Source organism: Microbacterium sp. ARD31 (genome assembly GCF_031844425.1).
Genome location: NZ_JAUZVE010000006.1, coordinates 195104 through 214035 on the forward strand (window position 1 = coordinate 195104; position 18932 = coordinate 214035).

Consider the following 18932-nt stretch of genomic DNA (forward strand, 5'->3'; position numbering starts at 1 on the left):
TCCCGGCGGAGAACCGTGACCTGCCGTTACCGGTTTCGTTGGAGGGCGGCGTGTTCGCGTCGGTAACGTCCGCTGGCTCAACCCTGGTGAGTTGGCGCGAGCCGCCGACGACATGGCCGGGCAAGGCATGACGGTCATCGTCGTCGAAATGGATAACACTGTTGTAGGTCTCGTCGGCGTGCGCGACGAGCTGCGCCCCGAGTCGACTGAAACTGTTCGACTTCTTCACGAGCAAGGCATCACCACGGTCATGCTCACGGGCGATAACTCCCGCACCGCTACCGCCCTCGCCCGCGACGCCGGCATCACCGATGTCCGGGCCGAGCAACTCCCAGCCGACAAAGCTGCAGCGATCAGCGACCTGATCGCCTCACGCCCCACCGCGATGGTAGGAGATGGGATTAACGACGCACCGGCCCTGGCAACCGCCACAGTGGGAATCGCGATGGGTGTGAAAGGGTCCGCGGCGGCGGTGGAATCCGCTGACGTCGCCTTCACCGGCCGCGACCTCCGATTGATTCCCGGCGCTCTCGCCCACGCCCGGCGCGGTCGTCGCATCATGACCACCAACATCGGCCTCGCACTAGCGATCATCATCGTGCTGTTCCCACTCGCCCTGACAGGGGTGCTCGGGCTTGCAGGCGTCGTCCTCGTGCACGAAATCGCAGAGGTTTTCATCATCCTCAACGGCATCCGCGCGGCCCGCGGGTCAGGTCCCCGCCAGGCGAGCACACCGACACCCTCCCGGGCGAACACTCCTGCCACCTCCCGGTTGGTATAGTTTCCCCGCCATGGTTGGGATGCCGCTAACGCACGCGACGACAGCAGGCACCACCGCCCGACCGATAACGAAACTCATTACGGTCGGCATCGCAGCCCTCTTGCTGATGGTCGGGATTCTGGCGATGTCCCATGTGGACGGTGTCGCGGGCACGCCGGTACCCGCGGTCAGCAACGCCTCCCCGTCCTCTACGGAGGCGACCACATCCCTCACGACCACTTCCGACAACGTGGCTGCGACGACAGCAGGCGTTTGCATCTTCGGCGTGGTTTGCTGCCTGCTCGGAATCGCGTGGCTGCGTCGAGTCTTCACTCTCTTCGGTCGACCCCGCTTCATTGGTTCAACACGACGAGTACGACTGCCGCTCACCCCGCGCCGCGCACATGTCCAGGGGCCGACGCTCGCTCTTCTTTGCGTCGCCCGGATCTGAGCACAGTCCCTATCACCTGATCGGCGGGCACCCGCCTCTTCGCGGCTGCCCGCCGGCACCGGCCGCGAGGTTCACGCCCCGGGAGATAACGCGTGCTGCTTGACGACGACAACTCAGCACGCATCCCATCTGCGCGGTCGCCGGTGGGCGGTCGCGTGATGAGCGTCTATCGAATCGATCTTTTCCTGCGAGAGGAGCGGACACATGGGATCAGACCACAGCCATGGGGCAGTGGAGGGAACGCCGCGACGGCGTCTGCTGATCGCTTTCGCGATCACAGCCTCGGTCTTTGTGATTGAAGTCGTGGGCTCAGTGATTACTGGCAGCCTTGCCCTGCTTATCGACGCAGCGCACATGCTTACCGATGTCGTTGGTTTGGGGATGGCGGTTACCGCCGCCCAACTGATGGATCGTGCCCCGACAGACCGCCACACGTGGGGGCTGCGTCGTGCTGAAGTGTTGGGGGCCTTGACTCAGGCGGCCTTGCTGCTGGGCGTTGGCTTGTTTGCTCTCGTCGAAGGAATCCGGCGCCTATTTGAACCGCCCGAGATATCTTCCGGCGCGCTCCTCTTCTTCGGTGTCGTCGGCCTGGTCGCAAATATCGCGTCACTGCTCGTGCTGCTGAGCGGGCGCAAGAAAAACCTGAACATGCGCGCCGCGTTCTTGGAGGTTCTCAATGACGCGCTGGGGTCGGTCGGTGTGATCGCCAGCGCGATCGCGATCACAGCATTCGGGTGGTACCAAGCCGACGCGGTCGCGGGAATTCTGATTGCGCTGCTCATCATTCCCCGAACGCTGATTTTGCTCCGCACTGCAGGGAGCGTGCTGCTTGAGTCCACCCCACCGGGCCTCAACCTCCAGGATGTGCGCCGGCACCTGCTTGAGCTACCTCATGTCATCGCCGTCCACGACCTTCACGCATCGCAGGTGTCGACAGACTTGCCGACCCTGACCGCGCATGTGGTGGTGGATGACGGGCTCAACGGCGAGGAATCCGCGCAGCTGCTGCGGTCACTGCAGATGTGTGTGAGTGATCACTTCCCGGTCAGCATCGAGCACTCGACCTTCCAGATCGAACCCCAATCGCACTTCGGAGAGCACCGCACCCATGCGTAATAGACACTGTCGGTGGTTCACCGCCATGATGCTCGCCGCGGCAGTCGCCGGATCGGCGATCGTCGCACCGGCTGCCGCAGCGGAGGCCCGCGAGCTCACCACAGCGCCCCCGGCACCCACGTCGACGAGCGGCTCGGAGCTAACCCCCAGCCCGCCACCCCCGCCTACTCCCGCGGGAGACGTACACAACGAACCCAACTCAACCGGCCAAATTTTGCCACTTGTAGGGCTTGTCAGTGGGGTCGCACTCATCGGTGGCTGTCTCATCGTCGTAGTCATGATGGGCCGCGAACGGCGCCGTCGCGATCTCGCCGAGTTGCGAACCGGGGAGGGATCCGATGAGCGCTAACCGGTTGCGCCTCGTCGCTCTCGCATTCGTCACCGCCGGGCTCACCGTCCTCATTGACCAAGGCACCAAAGCCAACGCATTGAGCGGGTTGAGCCCCAATGAGCGCATCCCGCTCATTGGGGATCTCCTCGGTTTGCAGCTGGCCTTCAACGCGGGAGCGTTCCTCTCCCTGGGTTCGAACATGACATGGGTGCTGACCACGCTCGGCGTGGTCGCGACCGCGCTTCTCGTTATCGCCGCATGGCGCTCGCGAACGCCGGGGTGGGCCGTCGGAATGGGGCTCGTCCTCGGTGGCGCGATCGGAAACCTCATCGACCGGCTCTTCTTCTACCCCGCGTTCGGTCGCGGCTACGTCATCGACTTTTTGGCGTACGGGAACCTCTTCATCGGAAATCTCGCTGATGTCGCACTCGGGGTCGGTGGAGGCGTTTTGCTCCTCGCCCTGTGGCGGCAGCGTCGGCACCGCCGGGCGACGGCACAACACGGTGACTCCCACGCACGGGTACCGGACGAGCGTGCACGATGACCAAGAAGCAGCGCATTCCCTCGACCTACCAGCGCAACGCTCTGGCACCGGCACTCATCGCAGCGGCGGTGCTCTTCCTTGCCCCCACGCTGCAAGACAGCGATTGGTTCGCGATCGTGCGTTTCGTGGTCGCCATTCTCGCGGCGATCGCCGCGTGGTTCGCGTTCCAAGCCCGGCAATGGTGGTGGATTCCAGTGCTCGCGACGATCGTCGTGCTCTGGAATCCCATCCTCCCGTTCCCCTTCTCAGGGCCCGTGTGGTCAGCGGCGCAACCGGTCGCCGCGGTTGCGTTCCTCATTGCCGGCTCGCTCATCAAAGTACGCCGACCGTGACATTCCGCACACGCAGCGGCACGGCGCCGCGCCGCCGAACACCGCCGCCGCACGCCCCATTGAGGACGATCGCGGAGCTGTGGCTGCCAAGGTGGGGAGCTACCCGGTGAGTGCCTGGATCCCCGACGCGCCGCCTTCGTTCCTCGCGTTCCTCACCCCCCACCCGCAGCCGCTTCCGGTACTTCCGGTGGTGGCAATCGTACTGGCGGCCGCGTATGTGGCGGGAGTGGTCCAACTGCGACGGCGGAGAAGACGCTGGTCGATGATGCGGGCAGGGTCGTTCCTGTTGGGGTGTGTGCTCCTGTTCGTCGTCACCGGTCTGGGTATCGAGAACTACAGTTACGCATTGTTCTCGGTGTCGATGTTCCAGCAGTTGACCTTGATGTTCACCATCCCGCCGCTGCTGATCCTGGGGTCCCCCGGAACGTTGCTTCTCCGCGCGACACCACACCAAGGCCTGGGCCTCACCATCCTCCGACTGGCGCACGCGGGCCTGCGCAGCAGAGCTGCCCGATGGGTGCTGAGCCCTGCCGTCGCTGTCCCCCTGCACCTGTTGGCGTTCTACGGGCTGTACCTCGCCAAACTGGCCGACCCGATCCTCACCTTGCCCGGCGGACATCAGCTGCTCGATGTCGCATTCTTGACGGTCGGGGTCTTGTTCACGGTTCCGATTCTTTCCAGCGATCCGTTGCCGTCGCGGATGTCGTACCCCGGCAAGGCCCTCGATCTGTTTGCCGAGGCGGCGCTCCACGCGTTCTTCGGGGTGTTTCTCATGATGAGCACCACCCTCCTGGTCGACCGCTTCGCCGCTCCGCCCGCCGCATGGGGTATCGACCCCCTCGATGATCAGTGGCTGGCAGGTGCACTCGCGTGGTCGTACGGCGAAGGGCCCACTCTCTTCATGCTGATCTACGTCGTGCATCGGTGGTTCCGCGACGACACACGGCGCGCCGTTGAAGCCGACCGGCACGCCGACGTGCACGGGCACGCCGAACTCGACGCGTACAACGAATACCTCACTGCCCTCGCCCGGAAGGACGCCCGATGAGACGCCGCAACGCGGAGGAGCCCCTGCGTGTGCCTGACGTTGACTGCGGGTGCGCCCCCACAGCCGACGAACTGCGATCGCTTCGCACCATATCCCGCCGCGGCGTCGTCGGCCTCGCCGCAATAGGAGTCGTGGTCGGATCGGTGGGGCTGGGCATAGCACTACCGGCGTTTGCGGCGAAGTATCCCACGTGGGACGACGTGGAAAAGGCACGCACTAATCAGGCCGCAAAGAACGCTGAAATCACCCGCATCGAAGGCCTCATCCGCGCCCTCGAGAACGACGTCAACGTAAAACAAGCTGAGGCGGAACGGCTGGGGCAGGAGTATCTGCTCGCCCTCGAAGCATTCGAGGACGCCGTCGACCGGGCGCAGAGCCTCCAGGATCAGGCTGACGCCGAAACTTCCCGTGCTCGTGAAGCAGCGGCGAAGCTCGGCGACCTTGCCGCGTTGCAGTACCGCAACGGTAAGAGCGATCCCACCCTCGAACTGTTCTTCTCGGGTTCCGTGGCGGACGCCGATGATCTGCTTGCGCGTCTCGGGGCTGTCGACAAGCTCGTCGACGCGAATCGTGACGTGTACGCGGACGCCGTTGGCGCACGTGACAGCGCCCAGAGCCTCACCGACCAGGCCAAGGTCGCTCGCGACGAGCGAGACCGTCTAAAGCTGCAAGCTGAGCAGCGCATGGACGCAGCGCGACAGGCCGCGCAAACAGCGCAAGCAGCCCTCATCGCGCAGAATGAGCACCGGCTCACCCTCGAAGCGCAGCTATCGGCGCTGCAAGACACCACCACCAAAACCATTGCCGGATATCGGGCGGGTGTGGAGGCCGAGCGCAAACGCCGTGAAGAAGCACAGCGGAAAGCCAGAGAGGAAGCCGCCCAGCGGGCACGCGAGGACGAACGCCGCCGGCTCGCGGAAGAGGAGCGCCGCCGCCAACAAGCCGCAGCAGGCGGAGGTAGCCGGCCGGGAAGACCCAGTGACGGTAGCTCAGCCGGTGGACGTCCCGCCTCCTCCGGGTGGGTGCGGCCGGCGCACGGAGGAGTGACATCTCCCTTCGGGTCCCGCGGGACAATCTGCAGTAACGGGTACTGCACATCCAGCGGCCACCGCGGACTCGACTTTTCCGCAGGCTGCGGCGCACCGCTATACGCCGCAGCAGCAGGAACGGTCATCTTTGCCGGATGGAGCGGGTCATGGGGCAACTACGTCAAGATCCAACACCGAGACGGCAGCGTCACGGCCTACGCGCATATCCTCAACGGTGGGTACAACGTCAGCTATGGGCAGACGGTGCGCGCCGGGCAGGTCATCGCCTATGCCGGCACCACCGGGGCCTCGACCGGATGCCACCTCCACTTCGAGGTATACATCGGCGGGGTGCGGGTCGACCCAGGCGCCTTCCTCCGAGCACGCGGAGTCGGCCTCTGAAATGCGCACATCGACATCGCCATTCTTACGGAGGCTCCGACGCTCAGCGTCGATTCCCCTCCTCATCAACTACCTCGCCAAACCGGCGATGGTAGGCGGGGTGCACTCCCTCATCGCCCCGCGGCAGCTGCGTGATGGTGCCACGACGCTGCCAGTTCGGGCAGACCCCAGGCCCTCCGATGGGTCTGCCCGAACCCTTACCCAACGCCCAAACACCAGGCGCAAGCAGAACGCACCGCTACCCAAGGATCAGGAATCTCGTGAAACCCGCAGCCAGAGCCACCATCGTGACCATCGCCGTGGTCGTCGTCCTCGTCGCACTCGTTGCCGCGATCGCGTTCATCAACCGTCCGGAAGCCCCCACACCCCCGGAGGCGACCGACGGGGCGCTCCCTGGAGCTCGTGCCAATTCCCATGTTCTCGATAATGCCGGGCCAGACGCGCCAACCCTCGTTGAGTTCCTCGACTTCGAATGCGAAGCGTGCGGAGCGTTCTACCCGGTCATAGAACAGCTTCGCGAGGAGTACGCCGGGGACATCAACTTCGTGGTCCGGTACTTCCCTCTTCCGGGGCACTTCAACTCGATGAACGCTGCTCTCGCGGCAGAAGCGGCCGCTCAACAAGGCGAGTTCGAAGCCATGCACAGCCGCCTCTTCGAAACGCAAGCTGAATGGGGGGAACTCCGCAAATCGCGCGAGGAGCTGTTCCGCAGCTACGCCGAAGACCTCGGCCTCGACATGGATGCCTATGACGCTGCGGTCGCGGACCCGGCAACACAGGCGCGGGTAGAAGAGGATTTCAACGATGGGCAGTACCTCAACGTCACCGGCACTCCCACCTTCTTCCTCAACGGCGAGAAGCTAGAACTCGAGCAACTCTCCGACCTCACCGATGCGCTCGATCGAGCAACGGGCCGACGACAACCGCAGTGACGGCCTCTATGACGCCTGTAGGAAAGTTTCTCAAACTGCGCGCCCTCGATGGACGACTGACCGTCGAGGAACGGGCGTCCCTCGTCGAGAGTTACCTACAGTGCGAGAAGATTGCCGAAAAGCTAAGCGCCGATGCATGCGCAGAGGTTGCCCTCATCCTGAGCCGCCACGCCGCCGACCGGGCCTCGATCAGGAAAGCTCTGCGACAAAGTCTTGCCGAATGCGAAAGCTGCAGACCGATCAGCCTCGAGCTGCTCAGCCGGCTCTAGATAGCGCGAAGCTCGTTCACTTAACCCCCTCTGGGTCGTGACCGATAATCGGCCTTATGTCGCCGAGCACCCCACCAAGCTGATTAGTTGGAGTGCATGCCGGCGAGGTGTGCCGCTGATTTCGTTTCGATGAAGTCGCATAGTGCTGCGGACATCTCGAGTTCGGCTGCCATGGTGCGGACCTGCGCGCTGCTCATGACGGCTTCTTGTTCGCGGGGTTCGAAGTGTATGCGCCATCTGCGGTCGCCGACGGCGACCGGCTCGATGTAGACGCTGGTGGTGCCGCCACCGAGGGGGAAGACGATGAGTCCCGTGTCTCCTCCGAGGGTGCCGTCTTGGGGGATGACCCTGGCGAGACCGCCAAGCGCGTGGTCAGCGGTGAACTCAGTGAGCCAGGTTTCGAGGAGAGCGCGGCTACGGTGCGGCATCGAAACGGCGGTCCTTTTCTTACAGACGAACAACTAAGCGTGAGAGTACCAATTCCAGTTCTCAGGTTGCCGCTCAGGTCGTGCGCCGAAGCCATGCGCAAGATCGGAGATCCGCATCGGGGCGGTCGCCGCCTACTTGACAGCTGTGCCTGCGGCAAGGCCCACAGCGTCGGCGGGTCTGGGCCCTACCGTCGTTGGTGAGCTGCAGCAGCTCGGGTGGTTCCGCCGATGACTTGGGCGGCGGAACCACCTTCCATGCCCGGTGAGCAGGCTCTGGGTCGTGGGTCGCTTCCAATACCACGCGTCAGCGCGCGTCATCTTCACCGATGATGTGCTTGCTCACCTGCAGGCCGTGGTGGGGGTGAAGCTGCGGCGCGGAGAGGCATTCATGCTGACGTGGCGAAACGACGCTTCCCTGGGCGATGGGAAGACCAGCATCTGGGTGAACGCAGCCAGCACGCTCGTCTTCAAATTCAGAGCCAAGCAGCGACCGCCGGTAAACAGAGAGAGCGTAGAGCGCATGGTCCTTGAAGCGAGCCAGCCGGGCGGCCTTTACATTTCCAGGGACTTCATCAGATTCCGGGGAGGCGGAGACCGGGCTGTGAGTGGGTTCCTGTCGCTGCTTCCTCGCCCTGTCAAGGCGCCTGATGCTTCGGAATCGGGTTCGCACGATGCCGCGATGAGCGAGCCGCACTCGATCATCCGCACGGTCATCACGATCAACGATGACCGATTCGAGCTCGCACAGGGGGAGACGGTGCACCGGTTGCTGGGTCGTGTCCGTCCCGCCGTGCTCTCCGGCGGAGACTTCGTCGAACTGGCCCTGTTGGGTGACCGTCTGATTCACGTCTTGATCACGGCCGCGTCGCGTGTGGTCGTCAGCGCAGAGCCTGTGCGACTCGACTCGGACTCTTCGCTTGCTTTCGACATCAGGTATGACGTCGACCCTGATCTCGGCCTTGGCTACATCTAAGCCGGCGCCAGGCGGACGCGCCGAGTGGTGAGGACGAGGCTCAGCGGTCGACGTCAGTCGGCCGCTGTTGCTGTCGCCTCCGCTGCCGGTTCGTAGTGCCCCAGCGATCGCTCCTGCAGAAAGGCGCACAGCTCGGCAGCGATCTGGAGTTCGTGGGTCAGCGCGTTGAGCTCGAAGCTGGTCAGCTCGATGTTGCGGCCGCGAAGGGCACAGATACTTCCCCCGGATGCGTGACCCTGTCTTCGCCGCGCTCACCGCACAGATCACCGCCGTCGAGGATGCCCTTACCCCGGATCGGGTGCGGGAGATCGTCGCCGGGGAGTTCCAGCAGCTGCCCGTCGCCCGGCGAACACTGGATCTGCTGGTCGCTTCCCCCGGCCTGCTCACCGCGGCGGATCCCACATCACCGCCGGCGTTGGCGAGGCTGCTGCTCCGGCTCGTGGAAGCGGGCGCCAGGACGATCCAGGCGCCCGGGTGCGTGCTCTGCGGCCAGCAGCGACCGCTGCCCCGGCAGCTGCCCAGCGGACGAGCCTGTAACGCCTGCAGCCGCCGTCTCACGCGACGTCAGGGCAGTTGCCGGCGTTGCGGCCACACCCGGGTCCTGAAAGCAGGACCAGATGGGATCGAGTACTGCCTTCGTTGCTGGAAGGACATGAAACCTGACTCGACGGATCGGATCATCATCGAGATCCGCCGACACCGCCGCATCGCCGCATCCGTCATCGAGCAGGCGGTCCACCGGTTGCCGTCCGCGCGGGACCGCCGCGTCCGACTGATGCTCGAACTCCACGCCCACGCGCACGAGTGGTTCGCGGAGCCTGGTGTCGGGTCGGTGCTGTTCGGTGCTTTCTATGACCTCCTCATCGCTGACGGCGCGCGGCTTCCTCCGCGGCGTTGCGGGGGTTGCGGAACTACTCGCACACTCACCGAACGTGTCGACGGGAAAATCAGCTGCCGCCGCTGCTATCGGCACGCGCACCGGGCACTTTGTGATGACTGCGGCGACCTGACCCATCTGGAACGCCTGCTCTCTGACGGGCGGCGGCTATGCCAACGCTGCACCAATACCCTCGAGGATGAGAGCGCCCCCTGCGTCCGCTGCGGCACCCACCGTCTGATCGCGTACCGAAGCCCCACCGGGCCGCTCTGCTCGACGTGTCGATCGTCGTCTCAACAGGACACCTGCACGGTGTGTGCCACGATCACCGCGTGCCTGTTCCACCGCACCGACAAAGCGATCTGCACACCCTGCAGCGACGCGGCCAGCGTCGACGTCTGCACGATCTGCGCCCGTGAGCGGAAGTGTCGATGGGCGGGCACAGCCCGAGCAGTCTGCGAGCAATGCGCCAACCCGCGCGAACCCTGCGCGAGCTGCGGAGAAGTCCGACTCCGCCACAAACGCGCCCCAGACCTGTCGGGCTTCCTCTGCTGGGCATGCACACCCCGAATCATCGAGACCTGCACCGGCTGCGGCGACGACCGGCTCGTGAACGGTCGCGTCGACGGGCACCCTTACTGTCCGCTCTGCTACCCCCAGCAGCCCGAGTCTTTCCGCCGCTGCACCCGATGCGGGACCGTCACGCGGCTCATCGGTAAACACTGTGCCCGCTGCCGCGCGGACAAGATGATCCGCGAGATGATCCCCGACAGTCTCGCGGCGAACGACCCCCGCATCGCGCAGCTCCGGGAACGATGGTTTCTGGGAGCACCGTCGAAGATCATCTACGCGTTCGAGCGCGGCACGCTCGCCTGCACCCTGGTCACGAGACTCCTCTCCGATCCGACCCTACGCACCCACACCTTCCTCGACCAGATCGGCACCGAGAACCAGACCCGCGCCGTTCGCTCCGTGCTGGTCGACCACGGCCTGCTACCACCTCGCGGCGAGCTCCTCGCCCGATTCGAGATCTGGCTCACCGACACACTCCAAACCATCCCCGATCCCAGCGAGCGGCGGGTCATCACCCAGTTCGCGCGATGGCGGCACCTGCGGGTGCTGCGCGGGAACGCGACCCCCTCACGGGCCGGACAGATCTCATGGCGGCGCGTCGAAATCACCGGGATCATCGAGTTCCTCCGCTGGCTCCACCACCATGGCAGCAGCCTGGCGACGCTCACTCAAACCGAGGTCGATGCCTGGCTCGCCGCCGACGCGCGCCCGTTCCTGCATCATTTCCTGAACTGGACGGCGCGCGGCGACCGCTCACGACGGTTGACCGCGCCACCTCCCGCATCTGGGCGCCTGAATCCGCAAAGCATCAGCGACGACGAACGCTGGCGGCTGATCGCGGACGTCACCGCCGACCACGCGATCGACCCGCATACAAAGTTCGCCGCCGGGCTCCTGCTCATGTTCGGCGTCCGCGCAGCCAAGATCGTGCAACTCCGCATCGAAGACGTCACGATCACCGACGACGCGGTTCTCGTCCGCCTCGGCTCTGCCCCCCTCGTCCTCCCAGTCGAACTTGCGCCCCCCGCCGCGGGTGCCGCCAGCAACCGCTCGGCACGGAGGATGTTTGTGGAGAGCGTCCAGCAGGACTGGATCTATCCCGGCGCCCGCGCCGGACACCATATGGCCCCCAACACCCTGAACCAGCGACTGCGGAGCATCAACATCCCGCCACGACTCGCACGCACCAGCGCCCTCATCGCCCTCAGCCAACAACTCCCACCCGTTGTCCTCAGTCGACTTACCGGACTTGAAATTTCCTCGGCGATCGCCTGGTCCAACGCAGTGGGCGCCCACACCGGCGCCTACGCCGCCGAAGTCATAGAACGCGTCGGGTTCCCGCTGCCGGACCGCTCAAGATAGACACACGTTGAGTGCATCCCGGCGTCACGAAGAAGCGCGGCGCACTCCTGCGCATCTCGGCCAGCCGCGGGTCCGACGAGCAGCTCGGCACCGATCAGCCGTGACGCGAGATCCGTAGACTCCAGGAATGACCTCACCCCCGGCCGTGTCGCGTGTCTCGGCAGCACGGAGCGGGGTCGCGATGCTGTTCATCGCCAACGCGTTGGTGTTCGCGACGATCGTGACCCGGTACCCGGAGTTCAAAGACCGATTCGAACTGAGCGCGTTGACATTCGGCCCGCTCGTGGCGTGCGGTCCCGTCGGATCGGTGGCTAGGCAGCGTGATCGCGGGGTGGCTGGTCAACCGCTTCCACCCGGTTCCCGTCGCCATCACGTCCTCCGGTGAAAGGGATCGGCGTCCTGAGGGCGGCGACTTTGAGCATCAGGGTCCGGCGCCCGATCGCGCCACAAACCCCGCGTTGCGTTGCGATGGCCGGTGTCAGACCGGGGTTGTTGCAACGTCGGTGGGATCGCCGCCGCGTCGTCGGGTGAGGCGGAGGCGGGTGGCGTCGAGGAGCCGCATCGTGGGGGTGGCGGCGAGGCCGTGGATCACGATGGAGCCGACGATGACGAGGCCGACGATGGACCAGAGCCGGTCACCGTCGGGAAAGTAGCCGTTCTGGGTGGCATAGGCGATATAGAACAGCGAGCCGACGCCTCGGACGCCGAAGAACGCGATGACGCTGCGTTCGCGGGGTCCGGTCTTTCCGGGGGTGAGCCCGATCCATCCCGCGACCGGCCGGACGATCAGCAGGATCACCAGAGCGACGAGGATTTCCATCCAGCCGATGTCAGCGAATAGGCCGCGGGCGATGGCGCCGCCCAGGAGGACGACGACGGCGATGGTGAGGAGTCGTTCGATCTGTTCGACGAACTTGTGGAGGACTTGGTGGTAGCCGTGTCCTCGTTCTGATGCCCGGATGGTGACTGCGCAGACGAACACGGCGATGAAGCCATATCCTTCCGCGGTTTCGGCGATCCCGTAGGCGAGGAAGATCGCGGCTATGGCAACGAATCCTTCGGATTGGTCGACGACTTTACGTCCCGCAAGGTGCGCGGAGAAGAACAGTCGGCCGAACAGCCAGCCGGTGCCGATGCCGGCGATGACGCCGATGGTGATCCGCCACAGCACGTCGATGAGGACCCAGTCTGTGAACCAGGTTGAGGGGGCGAGCCCGACCATGCTGATGGCGATGGCGGCGTAGGTGAAGGGGAAGGCGAGCCCGTCGTTGAGGCCCGCTTCGGAGGTGAGCGCGAACCGGACTTCGTCGTCGGCGTTCTCATCGTCGACGGGTTCGCTGACCTGCACCTCGGTGGCGAGTACCGGGTCGGTGGGGGCCAGAGCCGCGGCGAGAAGGAGTGCGCTGGCCGCTCCGAGTCCGAGGCCCACCCATCCGAGGACGGCGACGGCGGCGATGGACAGCGGCATGGTGATGGCGAGGAGTCGCCAGGTGGTGGACCAGGTTCGCCAGCGCAGCGGGCGGTTGATCGCGAGGCCGGCGCCCATGAGGGAGACCAGGACGCAGATCTCGGTCAGGTGCAGGGTGATGTCGGGGTGATCGGTAGGGTGCGGGTCGGGGAGGTCGGGGATGAGGGCGAACACGATGATGCCTGCGGCGAGGAACACCATCGGGATCGAGATGGGCAGTTTGCCGAGCAGTCGCGGGAGGAGGGCTGCGGCGAGGGTCATCACGCCGATTGCGGCGAACAGGAGGGTGTCGTCAGTGAATTCCAGCGCGGCAGTGGCGATCACGGAGTCCGCGTGTCTCACGCGATCCGGGAGATCTGGATGGTGACGGTCGCGTCGTGACCGTCAGGGATGCGGGCAAGGAGCGCGTCCGCGACGTGGGCTGCTGCTTGCGGGGCGGGGGTGTGTCGGTGGGTGCCGATCCGGGCCGTCAGAGTGTGCATGGTGCCCTCGCTTTTCACGTCCACCCGGTTGATGCGGGTGGGCGCACCGGTGAGGAGCGCGGCGACCAGTTGCGAGGCCTGAGCGAGGGTCGACGCTGGCGGGTAGATGTCGATGACGCTGTCCATGTCGAGCACGATCGCGGTGAGGGCGTCGGGGTCCAGCGCGTCGGAGGAGAGGGGGGTGTCGATGTCGCTGCTCATGGCGTCTCCTCGGTGGGGGTGGTGTTGTAGCCGTGTAGGTCTTCGACCGTGACGTTGACGGACATGATGTTGAGGTGGCTGTGGGTGGTGAGCGCGTCACGGATCGCGTCACGCAGTTCCCTGGCGGCGTCGGGGATCGGGTATTTCCAGGCGATGCTCGCGGTCACGGTGACATCGATGGGCGCGCCGGGGGTTTCGACGTCCCCGTCGAACTGGCACTTTCCGATCACGATTCCCGGCACGTCGTCACCGATGCTGCGGGTCAGCGCACGCAGAGCACCCTCGGTGACGGTGAGGGTGACGCGGGGGTCGGGATGATGCAACGGCACGGACCTGCCGGCACGCACTTCGTCACGAATGGTTGCCAGGATCTGCTCCATCCAGTTCGCCGGCGGCGGGGGGAGCATTGCCGCGTCGTGGGCGAGTAGGTCTCGGCTGAGCTGCGAGACGCCGGAGAGGGCCTGGAGGGCGTTGAGGCATTCCGGGCAGGTCTCGATTGATGGGTTGTAGGGGATGCGGTCAGCGGAGAGGTAGTCGCTGAGCTCTTCGATGGTCTTTCCGCAGTCCAGCGTGCGGGGTGTCGTGTCAGTCACCGCCATTCCTCCATCTGCGCGTACAGCGACGCGCGTGCTCTGGATAGTTTCCCCCGGACGGTTGTACGGGGAATGTCGAGTTGTTTCGCGATGTCGTCGTAGCTGAGCTCAGCGATCTCCCGCAACAGCCAGGCTTGTCGAAGGTCAGGGGCGAGGGTGTCCAACGCGGTGGCGAGGGCGCGGAGTTGAGCGTTTCGGATGGCGACGTTCTCCGGTTGCGTGTCGGCCGGGTGGGCGGCTTCCAGGACGGGAAGTGGGTCCTCAGCCGGGCGTCGGCGGAGGTGCCGGAATGCCTGCCTGCTGGCGACCTGCATCAGCCAAGACTTCACCGCGTGGGGGTCTCGCAGTTCGGGCAGCCGCCGCCAGGCGATGTAGAACGCTTCTTGCACCACGTCGTCGGCCTCGGTGAGGGACCCCACGATGCGGGTGACATACGCACGCATCAGGGGTCCGTGTCTGCGGATCAGCACCTCGAACGCCGCTACGTCACCCTGCACGGCACGCTGGACGAGGATCTCATCCGCGACGACTTCCGGGAACTGCTTCCGTGGTGCGGTCATGGACTCCGGAAACTTTCTCAAACTATTTTGTGACGAATCGGCCGGAACGGGTCTCTAACTTGTGAAGCGAATTTATCGCCCAGAACAGCAACCCCCTAGGTGGTTGCGTTCTCCTACCTCAACAGTTAGAAGGACTGCAATGGCTACCGAAGACCAGACCCCCACCACCCCCACCACCCCGGCTCCGGCGTTCGGTGGATCGCGGGTGGACCGCACCACCCCTGCCCGCCCCGTCGCGGATGACACCGCGGCCGGCAAGACGACCATCGCCGACGGCGTGGTCGCCAAGGTCGCCGGTATCGCTGCCCGCGAGGTTCCCGGCGTGTACGCGCTCGGTGGCGGCGGTGCCCGTGCGCTCGGCGCGATCCGCAGCGTCGTGAACGCGGACGACAAGTCGCAGGGCGTGAAGGTCGAGGTCGGCGAGACCCAGGCCGCCGCCGACATCACCATCGTCGTGGAGTACCCGATGCCGGTGCAGGACGTCGCCTCCAACGTCCGCGCCGCGGTCAGCGATGCGATCAGCCAGCTCGTCGGACTCGAGGTCGTCGAGGTCAACGTCGAGGTCAACGACGTGCACCTGCCCTCGGACGACAAGGACGAGGAAGAGTCGCGCGTCTCATGAACCCGACCGTCACCGGCGCCGTGATGGGCGTCATCCTCGCCGTCTCGATCCTGCTGTTCGGGTTCTGGGGGTTCCTCCTCGTGGCCCTGTTCATGGGGATCGGCGCGCTCGTGGGCCGGATCGTGTCGGGCAAGCTCGACGTGCGCGGTCTCGCGAACGCGTTCTCCGGCCGGCGCACCTCGTGATGGGTGCGGCGGGCGCCGGCCAGGCCGGCGGCGACCTCACGCGGGTCGCCGCCGGGGCGTCGCACGACGCCTCGCCCTACCCTGGCCGCATCACCATCAAAGAGCGCGTGCTCGTGAAGGTCGCCGAGGAAGCGACCGCCACCACCCTGCGGGTGGATCGCGGTGACGTATCGGTGGGGGTGTCGGAAGCGCGGGGCGGAATCGCCCTGACCATCCGCACACCCCTCCCGATCCCGCACCTGGACGACACCGCCGCCATCCACGCCGGTGCCCCGGTCCTGGAGCGTGTGCAAACAGCGCAAGAACAGCTCCGGGATCGCATCGCGCACGTCACCGGACGCGAGGTCACCCGGGTGAACATCACCATCACCGGTGCCGTCATCGATGAGCAGAAGAGAAGAGTGAAATGAGCTCCCCTGCCTTCCGCCGCGTCCTGCGGCGCGAAACCCACTCGCCCCGCACCGTCGCGATGATCATCGCAGTCGTGCTGCTGCTGGTCGTGCTGATCTACATCGGTACCGAGATCGTGCTATTCCTGCTCGCACAGCCCGCGCTGCTGCTGGGGCCCGCGGCCGCGGCGACCTGGCTGATTGGGCTGCCCACGCAGCAGCCAGGATGGCTGGTCGCCGTGTTCGGAGTGGTGCTCGCCGTGCTCGGCATCATCTTCGTCTTCCTCGCCCTCGCCCCCGGACGGTTGTCCAAACACCAGATGCAGCACGAGAGTCGTGCTGTGCTGGTGGACAACGGGGTGATCGCCGCCTCCGTCGCCCAGCACCTGAGTGACGAGACCGGCATCGCCCGCGAGGACATCACCGTCGGTGTCTCGCACCGCACCGTCGATGTCACCGTGCGACCTGCTGTGGGCGTCCCGATCGACAAAGCGCCGATCCAGCAGCTCGCGGCCGCCGAGGTGGACAGCTACCAGCTCACACCCCGAGTGAAGACTCGCGTGCGCGTGGAGCGCCCGAAACAGAACGAGGACGAGCAATGAACCGCACCAACCGTGCCCTGAACAGGATCGTCCTGTTCATCGTCGGCATCCTGTTCCTGGCCATCGGGGCCGTGCTGGTCGCCATCATCGTGTGGCCCGCCGGCGCGGAGTATTGGACCGGAGCAACCGAGGCCGGGCAGGGGTGGCTGGACAACGCGATCGCTACCACCACGGTGGGCGCGACCACCATCAGCTGGATCGCGATCGCCGCGCTCGTGCTGATCATGTTCCTCGTCATCCTCCTCATCGTCGCGCTCACCCGCGTCGGCGGTGGACGCTCCCACACGGTGCTGCGCTCCACCGGCTCGCAGAACCCGCTGGGCCGGGTCACGGTGCAGGAATCGTTCGTCTCCGACGCTCTGAGAAACTCCCTGGACCAGCGCGACGAGATCCTGTTCTCCTCCGTCACCGCCAACGACATCCGCAAGACCCCGGTCATGCACGTCAGCATCACGCCGCGGCAGAACACCTCCCCGGCTCAGGTGGTCGCGGACGTGGACCGGCTCGTGTCCAACCTGGCGACACTCACCGGAAAAAACGTGCAGACGTACATCTCGGTGCACTCCGGCCTGCGCGCCAAGCTGGCGCACGACCAGAGACGCCTTTCCTGACTGCCCGTAAAGGATCGACATGATCTACCTCCGCATCCTGTTCGTCGCCGCCATCGCGTGCGGTGCCTACACGCTCGGCGCTCGCGCCGGTCGTGGCCGGTACCGCTTCATCAAAAAGAACCCGAAGAAGGCGTGGAACACGCGGGGCGTCCGCGCCGCACGCAAGACCACCACCGCCGGCAGCCGCAAGCTGACCCGCGCCATCACCAGATAGCCGGAAGAGCACCCTATGGCCTCAGACACCGACAACACCATCGACACCGCACGCGACGCCATCGACAAGACCTCGAACGCCGCTAAGGGCAAAACCGGTGACCTCGGCCAGATTGTGACCGAGGTGATCGATAAGGCCGGCATCCTTGCCAACGATGGGCTCGACAAGCTGCGCACCGCCTACCGCGCCAACCCGGCCCGCGTGCTCATCGTCGGCGCGGTCTCCCTCGCCGGGCTGACCGCCGTCCTCGCCACCCTCACCCGCCGCGACTGACCCGTCGCGGCCCCGCATAGAAAGACAGACTTATGGGTTTTCTCGGATTTCTTCTCCTCGGCTTGATCGCCGGCGCCATCGCCAAACTGATCCTTCCCGGAAAGCAGGGCGGCGGCTGGTTCATCACCCTCCTCCTCGGTGTTGTCGGTGCGCTCCTGGGGGGATGGCTGGGCAGTGTGCTGTTCAACGCGCCGCTTGAGGAGTTCTTCTCCCTGCAGACCTGGCTCCTCGCCATCGGCGGATCGCTCGTCGTCCTGCTCATCTACGGCTTCCTCGTCGGCCGCAAAGCCAAGTCCTGACCCCACCTCACCTCACACAGCAACACCCTTTCACGGATAGGAACCGCATCATGACTGGTCGCAATACTGTTGTCCGATCTCTGCACGACGTGGGTCTGGCCGCGTGGTTCGGGGGCACCTTGATGGGTGCTGTCGGCCTCAACGGCGGCACCGCGAAAGCCACCGACCCCGCCGAGCGTCTGCGACTGTCCTCCATCGGATGGGCCAAGTGGGCACCGGTTCAGCTGGCGGCGATCATCGCGCACGGCATCGGCGGTGCCGGCCTCATCCTCGGCAATAAGTCACGGCTCGCCGCCCAGCCGGAGTCCCGCACGAACACGAAGGTGAAATTCGCCCTCACCGCCGCCGCGGCAGCCGCGACCTTGTACGCCGGGATCCTCGGCACCAAGATCGCCAAACACGCCGACGAGGGCGGCGAGGGTGTCACCGAGGCGGATGAGACGGCGTCGCCGGAACTCACCTCCGCGCAGCGTCAACAGCGCATCATGCAGTGGGTGCTTCCCGCCCTCACCGGCGTGCTCATCGTCCTCGGCGCACAGCAGGGCGAGCAGCAACGTCCCGTCGCCGGATTCCTGCACCGCCTCACCCACCGGAACTGACCCATGACGAACAGTGAACGTGAGCTGGAGTCGGCGGACAATGACCGCGAAGAGCAGGATTCCGGCGCGCCCCGCGAACCCCTCCCCGAGACCACGGACGAGGACGGGTTTCCCCTCGAGAACCCCTCCGGCTGACACCGGCCCACACCGGACCCCGCTCATCACCGCACGACCTATCAGTTGCAAGGGAGATCAGATGAATGATTCACACGCGGACCGGCCGTCGCACAGCGACGACCAAGACGACACCACCGTAGAGGACGATTCCGCAGCGTCCGCGGGATCCGAATCACCGGAGGAGGGTCAGGCGGCGATGGATGCCGCCGAGGACGCCGCCATCAACTCTGACGGCAACTGAAACACCACATACGCCCCGCACATGCGGGGCGACACCACCAGGGAAGGGAG

Annotated in this window: 24 protein-coding genes and 1 pseudogene; 20 read left to right on the forward strand and 5 right to left on the reverse strand. The window is 65.6% G+C overall.

Going from position 1 to position 18932, the window contains the following annotated elements; genetic code table 11:
* Positions 1-25 precede the first annotated feature (25 nt).
* The 7 genes and pseudogenes from Q9S36_RS18165 to Q9S36_RS18195 all read left to right on the forward strand — a co-directional run.
* Positions 26-781 (forward strand): annotated as a pseudogene (locus Q9S36_RS18165) (HAD-IC family P-type ATPase); the annotation flags it as partial.
* Between the two features lie 634 nt (positions 782-1415).
* Positions 1416-2327 carry a cation diffusion facilitator family transporter gene (locus Q9S36_RS18170; protein ID WP_253036122.1) on the forward strand — a complete coding sequence of 304 codons (912 nt, stop codon included), beginning with the start codon at positions 1416-1418 and terminating at the stop codon, positions 2325-2327.
* A gap of 338 nt (positions 2328-2665) precedes the next feature.
* Positions 2666-3202 carry a signal peptidase II gene (locus Q9S36_RS18175; RefSeq protein WP_311286337.1) on the forward strand — a complete coding sequence of 179 codons (537 nt, stop codon included), beginning with the start codon at positions 2666-2668 and terminating at the stop codon, positions 3200-3202.
* Positions 3199-3534 carry a DUF6804 family protein gene (locus tag Q9S36_RS18180; protein WP_253036124.1) on the forward strand — a complete coding sequence of 112 codons (336 nt, stop codon included), beginning with the start codon at positions 3199-3201 and terminating at the stop codon, positions 3532-3534. Before Q9S36_RS18175 ends, Q9S36_RS18180 begins: the two co-directional genes overlap by 4 nt.
* A gap of 79 nt (positions 3535-3613) precedes the next feature.
* Positions 3614-4582, forward strand: a complete 969-nt coding sequence (locus Q9S36_RS18185) for a cytochrome c oxidase assembly protein (RefSeq protein WP_253036125.1) — start codon at positions 3614-3616, stop codon at positions 4580-4582.
* Between the two features lie 131 nt (positions 4583-4713).
* Entirely contained in the window at positions 4714-6012 is a 1299-nt protein-coding gene (locus Q9S36_RS18190; protein WP_396653794.1) for a peptidoglycan DD-metalloendopeptidase family protein, read from the forward strand.
* A gap of 287 nt (positions 6013-6299) precedes the next feature.
* Positions 6300-6944 carry a thioredoxin domain-containing protein gene (locus Q9S36_RS18195; protein WP_311286339.1) on the forward strand — a complete coding sequence of 215 codons (645 nt, stop codon included), beginning with the start codon at positions 6300-6302 and terminating at the stop codon, positions 6942-6944.
* 352 nt (positions 6945-7296) lie between these two features.
* Here the strand turns inward: Q9S36_RS18195 and Q9S36_RS18200 are convergent, their stop codons facing one another.
* On the reverse strand, positions 7297-7641 hold the full coding sequence (locus tag Q9S36_RS18200) for a hypothetical protein (protein WP_311286340.1): 345 nt from the start codon (positions 7639-7641) through the stop codon (positions 7297-7299).
* 280 nt (positions 7642-7921) lie between these two features.
* On the opposite strand from Q9S36_RS18200, the gene Q9S36_RS18205 reads away from it, so the two are divergent.
* The 3 genes from Q9S36_RS18205 (at position 7922) to Q9S36_RS18215 (ending at position 11811) form a co-directional block, all read left to right on the forward strand.
* Positions 7922-8614, forward strand: coding sequence for a hypothetical protein (locus Q9S36_RS18205; RefSeq protein ID WP_311286341.1), 693 nt, complete (start codon positions 7922-7924; stop codon positions 8612-8614).
* 226 nt (positions 8615-8840) lie between these two features.
* A complete protein-coding gene (locus Q9S36_RS18210; RefSeq protein ID WP_311286342.1) occupies positions 8841-11426 on the forward strand; it encodes a hypothetical protein in 2586 nt (861 codons plus the stop codon).
* Between the two features lie 127 nt (positions 11427-11553).
* Complete coding sequence (locus tag Q9S36_RS18215; protein ID WP_311286343.1) at positions 11554-11811, forward strand: hypothetical protein; 258 nt, start codon at positions 11554-11556, stop codon at positions 11809-11811.
* A 93-nt stretch (positions 11812-11904) separates the two neighbouring features.
* On the opposite strand, the gene Q9S36_RS18220 is transcribed toward Q9S36_RS18215, so the two are convergent.
* From Q9S36_RS18220 to Q9S36_RS18235, 4 genes are all read right to left on the reverse strand, one after another.
* Positions 11905-13155, reverse strand: coding sequence for a cation:proton antiporter (locus Q9S36_RS18220; protein WP_311286468.1), 1251 nt, complete (start codon positions 13153-13155; stop codon positions 11905-11907).
* Positions 13156-13232: 77 nt separating this feature from the next.
* Positions 13233-13577, reverse strand: coding sequence for a hypothetical protein (locus tag Q9S36_RS18225; protein ID WP_311286344.1), 345 nt, complete (start codon positions 13575-13577; stop codon positions 13233-13235).
* Positions 13574-14176, reverse strand: a complete 603-nt coding sequence (locus tag Q9S36_RS18230; RefSeq protein ID WP_311286345.1) for an Asp23/Gls24 family envelope stress response protein — start codon at positions 14174-14176, stop codon at positions 13574-13576. The genes Q9S36_RS18225 and Q9S36_RS18230 overlap by 4 nt, the downstream gene beginning before the upstream one ends.
* Complete coding sequence (locus tag Q9S36_RS18235; RefSeq protein WP_311286346.1) at positions 14167-14730, reverse strand: RNA polymerase sigma factor; 564 nt, start codon at positions 14728-14730, stop codon at positions 14167-14169. Before Q9S36_RS18235 ends, Q9S36_RS18230 begins: the two co-directional genes overlap by 10 nt.
* A 139-nt stretch (positions 14731-14869) precedes the next feature.
* Between Q9S36_RS18235 and Q9S36_RS18240 the strand changes: the two genes are divergently transcribed.
* The 10 genes from Q9S36_RS18240 to Q9S36_RS18285 all read left to right on the forward strand — a co-directional run bounded on the left by Q9S36_RS18240 (position 14870) and on the right by Q9S36_RS18285 (position 18882).
* The gene (locus Q9S36_RS18240; protein ID WP_311286347.1) at positions 14870-15352 is read left to right on the forward strand and encodes an Asp23/Gls24 family envelope stress response protein; all 483 of its coding nucleotides are present in this window, start codon (positions 14870-14872) and stop codon (positions 15350-15352) included.
* On the forward strand, positions 15349-15537 hold the full coding sequence (locus Q9S36_RS18245; RefSeq protein WP_311286348.1) for a DUF2273 domain-containing protein: 189 nt from the start codon (positions 15349-15351) through the stop codon (positions 15535-15537). Before Q9S36_RS18240 ends, Q9S36_RS18245 begins: the two co-directional genes overlap by 4 nt.
* Entirely contained in the window at positions 15534-15947 is a 414-nt protein-coding gene (locus Q9S36_RS18250; protein ID WP_311286349.1) for a hypothetical protein, read from the forward strand. Before Q9S36_RS18245 ends, Q9S36_RS18250 begins: the two co-directional genes overlap by 4 nt.
* 59 nt (positions 15948-16006) lie before the next feature.
* On the forward strand, positions 16007-16528 hold the full coding sequence (locus tag Q9S36_RS18255) for a DUF6286 domain-containing protein (RefSeq protein ID WP_311286350.1): 522 nt from the start codon (positions 16007-16009) through the stop codon (positions 16526-16528).
* Positions 16525-17139 (forward strand): hypothetical protein, encoded by a 615-nt coding sequence (locus tag Q9S36_RS18260; RefSeq protein WP_311286351.1) that lies wholly within the window; start codon positions 16525-16527, stop codon positions 17137-17139. The genes Q9S36_RS18255 and Q9S36_RS18260 overlap by 4 nt, the downstream gene beginning before the upstream one ends.
* 19 nt (positions 17140-17158) lie before the next feature.
* Positions 17159-17353: a hypothetical protein gene (locus Q9S36_RS18265; protein ID WP_311286352.1), complete on the forward strand. Its 195-nt coding sequence runs from the start codon at positions 17159-17161 to the stop codon at positions 17351-17353.
* 15 nt (positions 17354-17368) lie between these two features.
* Positions 17369-17626 (forward strand): hypothetical protein, encoded by a 258-nt coding sequence (locus Q9S36_RS18270; protein WP_311286353.1) that lies wholly within the window; start codon positions 17369-17371, stop codon positions 17624-17626.
* Between the two features lie 32 nt (positions 17627-17658).
* A complete protein-coding gene (locus Q9S36_RS18275; RefSeq protein WP_311286354.1) occupies positions 17659-17925 on the forward strand; it encodes a GlsB/YeaQ/YmgE family stress response membrane protein in 267 nt (88 codons plus the stop codon).
* Between the two features lie 50 nt (positions 17926-17975).
* Positions 17976-18524, forward strand: a complete 549-nt coding sequence (locus Q9S36_RS18280; RefSeq protein WP_311286355.1) for a hypothetical protein — start codon at positions 17976-17978, stop codon at positions 18522-18524.
* Positions 18525-18720: 196 nt separating this feature from the next.
* Positions 18721-18882 (forward strand): hypothetical protein, encoded by a 162-nt coding sequence (locus tag Q9S36_RS18285; protein ID WP_311286356.1) that lies wholly within the window; start codon positions 18721-18723, stop codon positions 18880-18882.
* The last annotated feature ends 50 nt before the right edge of the window (positions 18883-18932 follow it).

Excerpts from the sequence above, each read along its gene's own strand:
- Q9S36_RS18215 (WP_311286343.1), top strand. The coding sequence starts at position 11,554 with ATGACCTCACCCCCGGCCGTGTCGCGTGTCTCGGCAGCACGGAGCGGG.
- Q9S36_RS18170 (WP_253036122.1), top strand. The coding sequence starts at position 1,416 with ATGGGATCAGACCACAGCCATGGGGCAGTGGAGGGAACGCCGCGACGG.
- Q9S36_RS18230 (WP_311286345.1), bottom strand. The coding sequence starts at position 14,176 with ATGGCGGTGACTGACACGACACCCCGCACGCTGGACTGCGGAAAGACC.
- Q9S36_RS18280 (WP_311286355.1), top strand. The coding sequence starts at position 17,976 with ATGACTGGTCGCAATACTGTTGTCCGATCTCTGCACGACGTGGGTCTG.
- Q9S36_RS18175 (WP_311286337.1), top strand. The coding sequence starts at position 2,666 with ATGAGCGCTAACCGGTTGCGCCTCGTCGCTCTCGCATTCGTCACCGCC.
- Q9S36_RS18260 (WP_311286351.1), top strand. The coding sequence starts at position 16,525 with ATGAACCGCACCAACCGTGCCCTGAACAGGATCGTCCTGTTCATCGTC.
- Q9S36_RS18285 (WP_311286356.1), top strand. The coding sequence starts at position 18,721 with ATGAATGATTCACACGCGGACCGGCCGTCGCACAGCGACGACCAAGAC.
- Q9S36_RS18255 (WP_311286350.1), top strand. The coding sequence starts at position 16,007 with ATGATCATCGCAGTCGTGCTGCTGCTGGTCGTGCTGATCTACATCGGT.
- Q9S36_RS18225 (WP_311286344.1), bottom strand. The coding sequence starts at position 13,577 with ATGAGCAGCGACATCGACACCCCCCTCTCCTCCGACGCGCTGGACCCC.
- Q9S36_RS18235 (WP_311286346.1), bottom strand. The coding sequence starts at position 14,730 with ATGACCGCACCACGGAAGCAGTTCCCGGAAGTCGTCGCGGATGAGATC.
- Q9S36_RS18265 (WP_311286352.1), top strand. The coding sequence starts at position 17,159 with ATGATCTACCTCCGCATCCTGTTCGTCGCCGCCATCGCGTGCGGTGCC.
- Q9S36_RS18240 (WP_311286347.1), top strand. The coding sequence starts at position 14,870 with ATGGCTACCGAAGACCAGACCCCCACCACCCCCACCACCCCGGCTCCG.
- Q9S36_RS18200 (WP_311286340.1), bottom strand. The coding sequence starts at position 7,641 with ATGCCGCACCGTAGCCGCGCTCTCCTCGAAACCTGGCTCACTGAGTTC.
- Q9S36_RS18275 (WP_311286354.1), top strand. The coding sequence starts at position 17,659 with ATGGGTTTTCTCGGATTTCTTCTCCTCGGCTTGATCGCCGGCGCCATC.
- Q9S36_RS18220 (WP_311286468.1), bottom strand. The coding sequence starts at position 13,155 with ATGACCCTCGCCGCAGCCCTCCTCCCGCGACTGCTCGGCAAACTGCCC.
- Q9S36_RS18245 (WP_311286348.1), top strand. The coding sequence starts at position 15,349 with ATGAACCCGACCGTCACCGGCGCCGTGATGGGCGTCATCCTCGCCGTC.
- Q9S36_RS18180 (WP_253036124.1), top strand. The coding sequence starts at position 3,199 with ATGACCAAGAAGCAGCGCATTCCCTCGACCTACCAGCGCAACGCTCTG.
- Q9S36_RS18210 (WP_311286342.1), top strand. The coding sequence starts at position 8,841 with ATGCGTGACCCTGTCTTCGCCGCGCTCACCGCACAGATCACCGCCGTC.
- Q9S36_RS18270 (WP_311286353.1), top strand. The coding sequence starts at position 17,369 with ATGGCCTCAGACACCGACAACACCATCGACACCGCACGCGACGCCATC.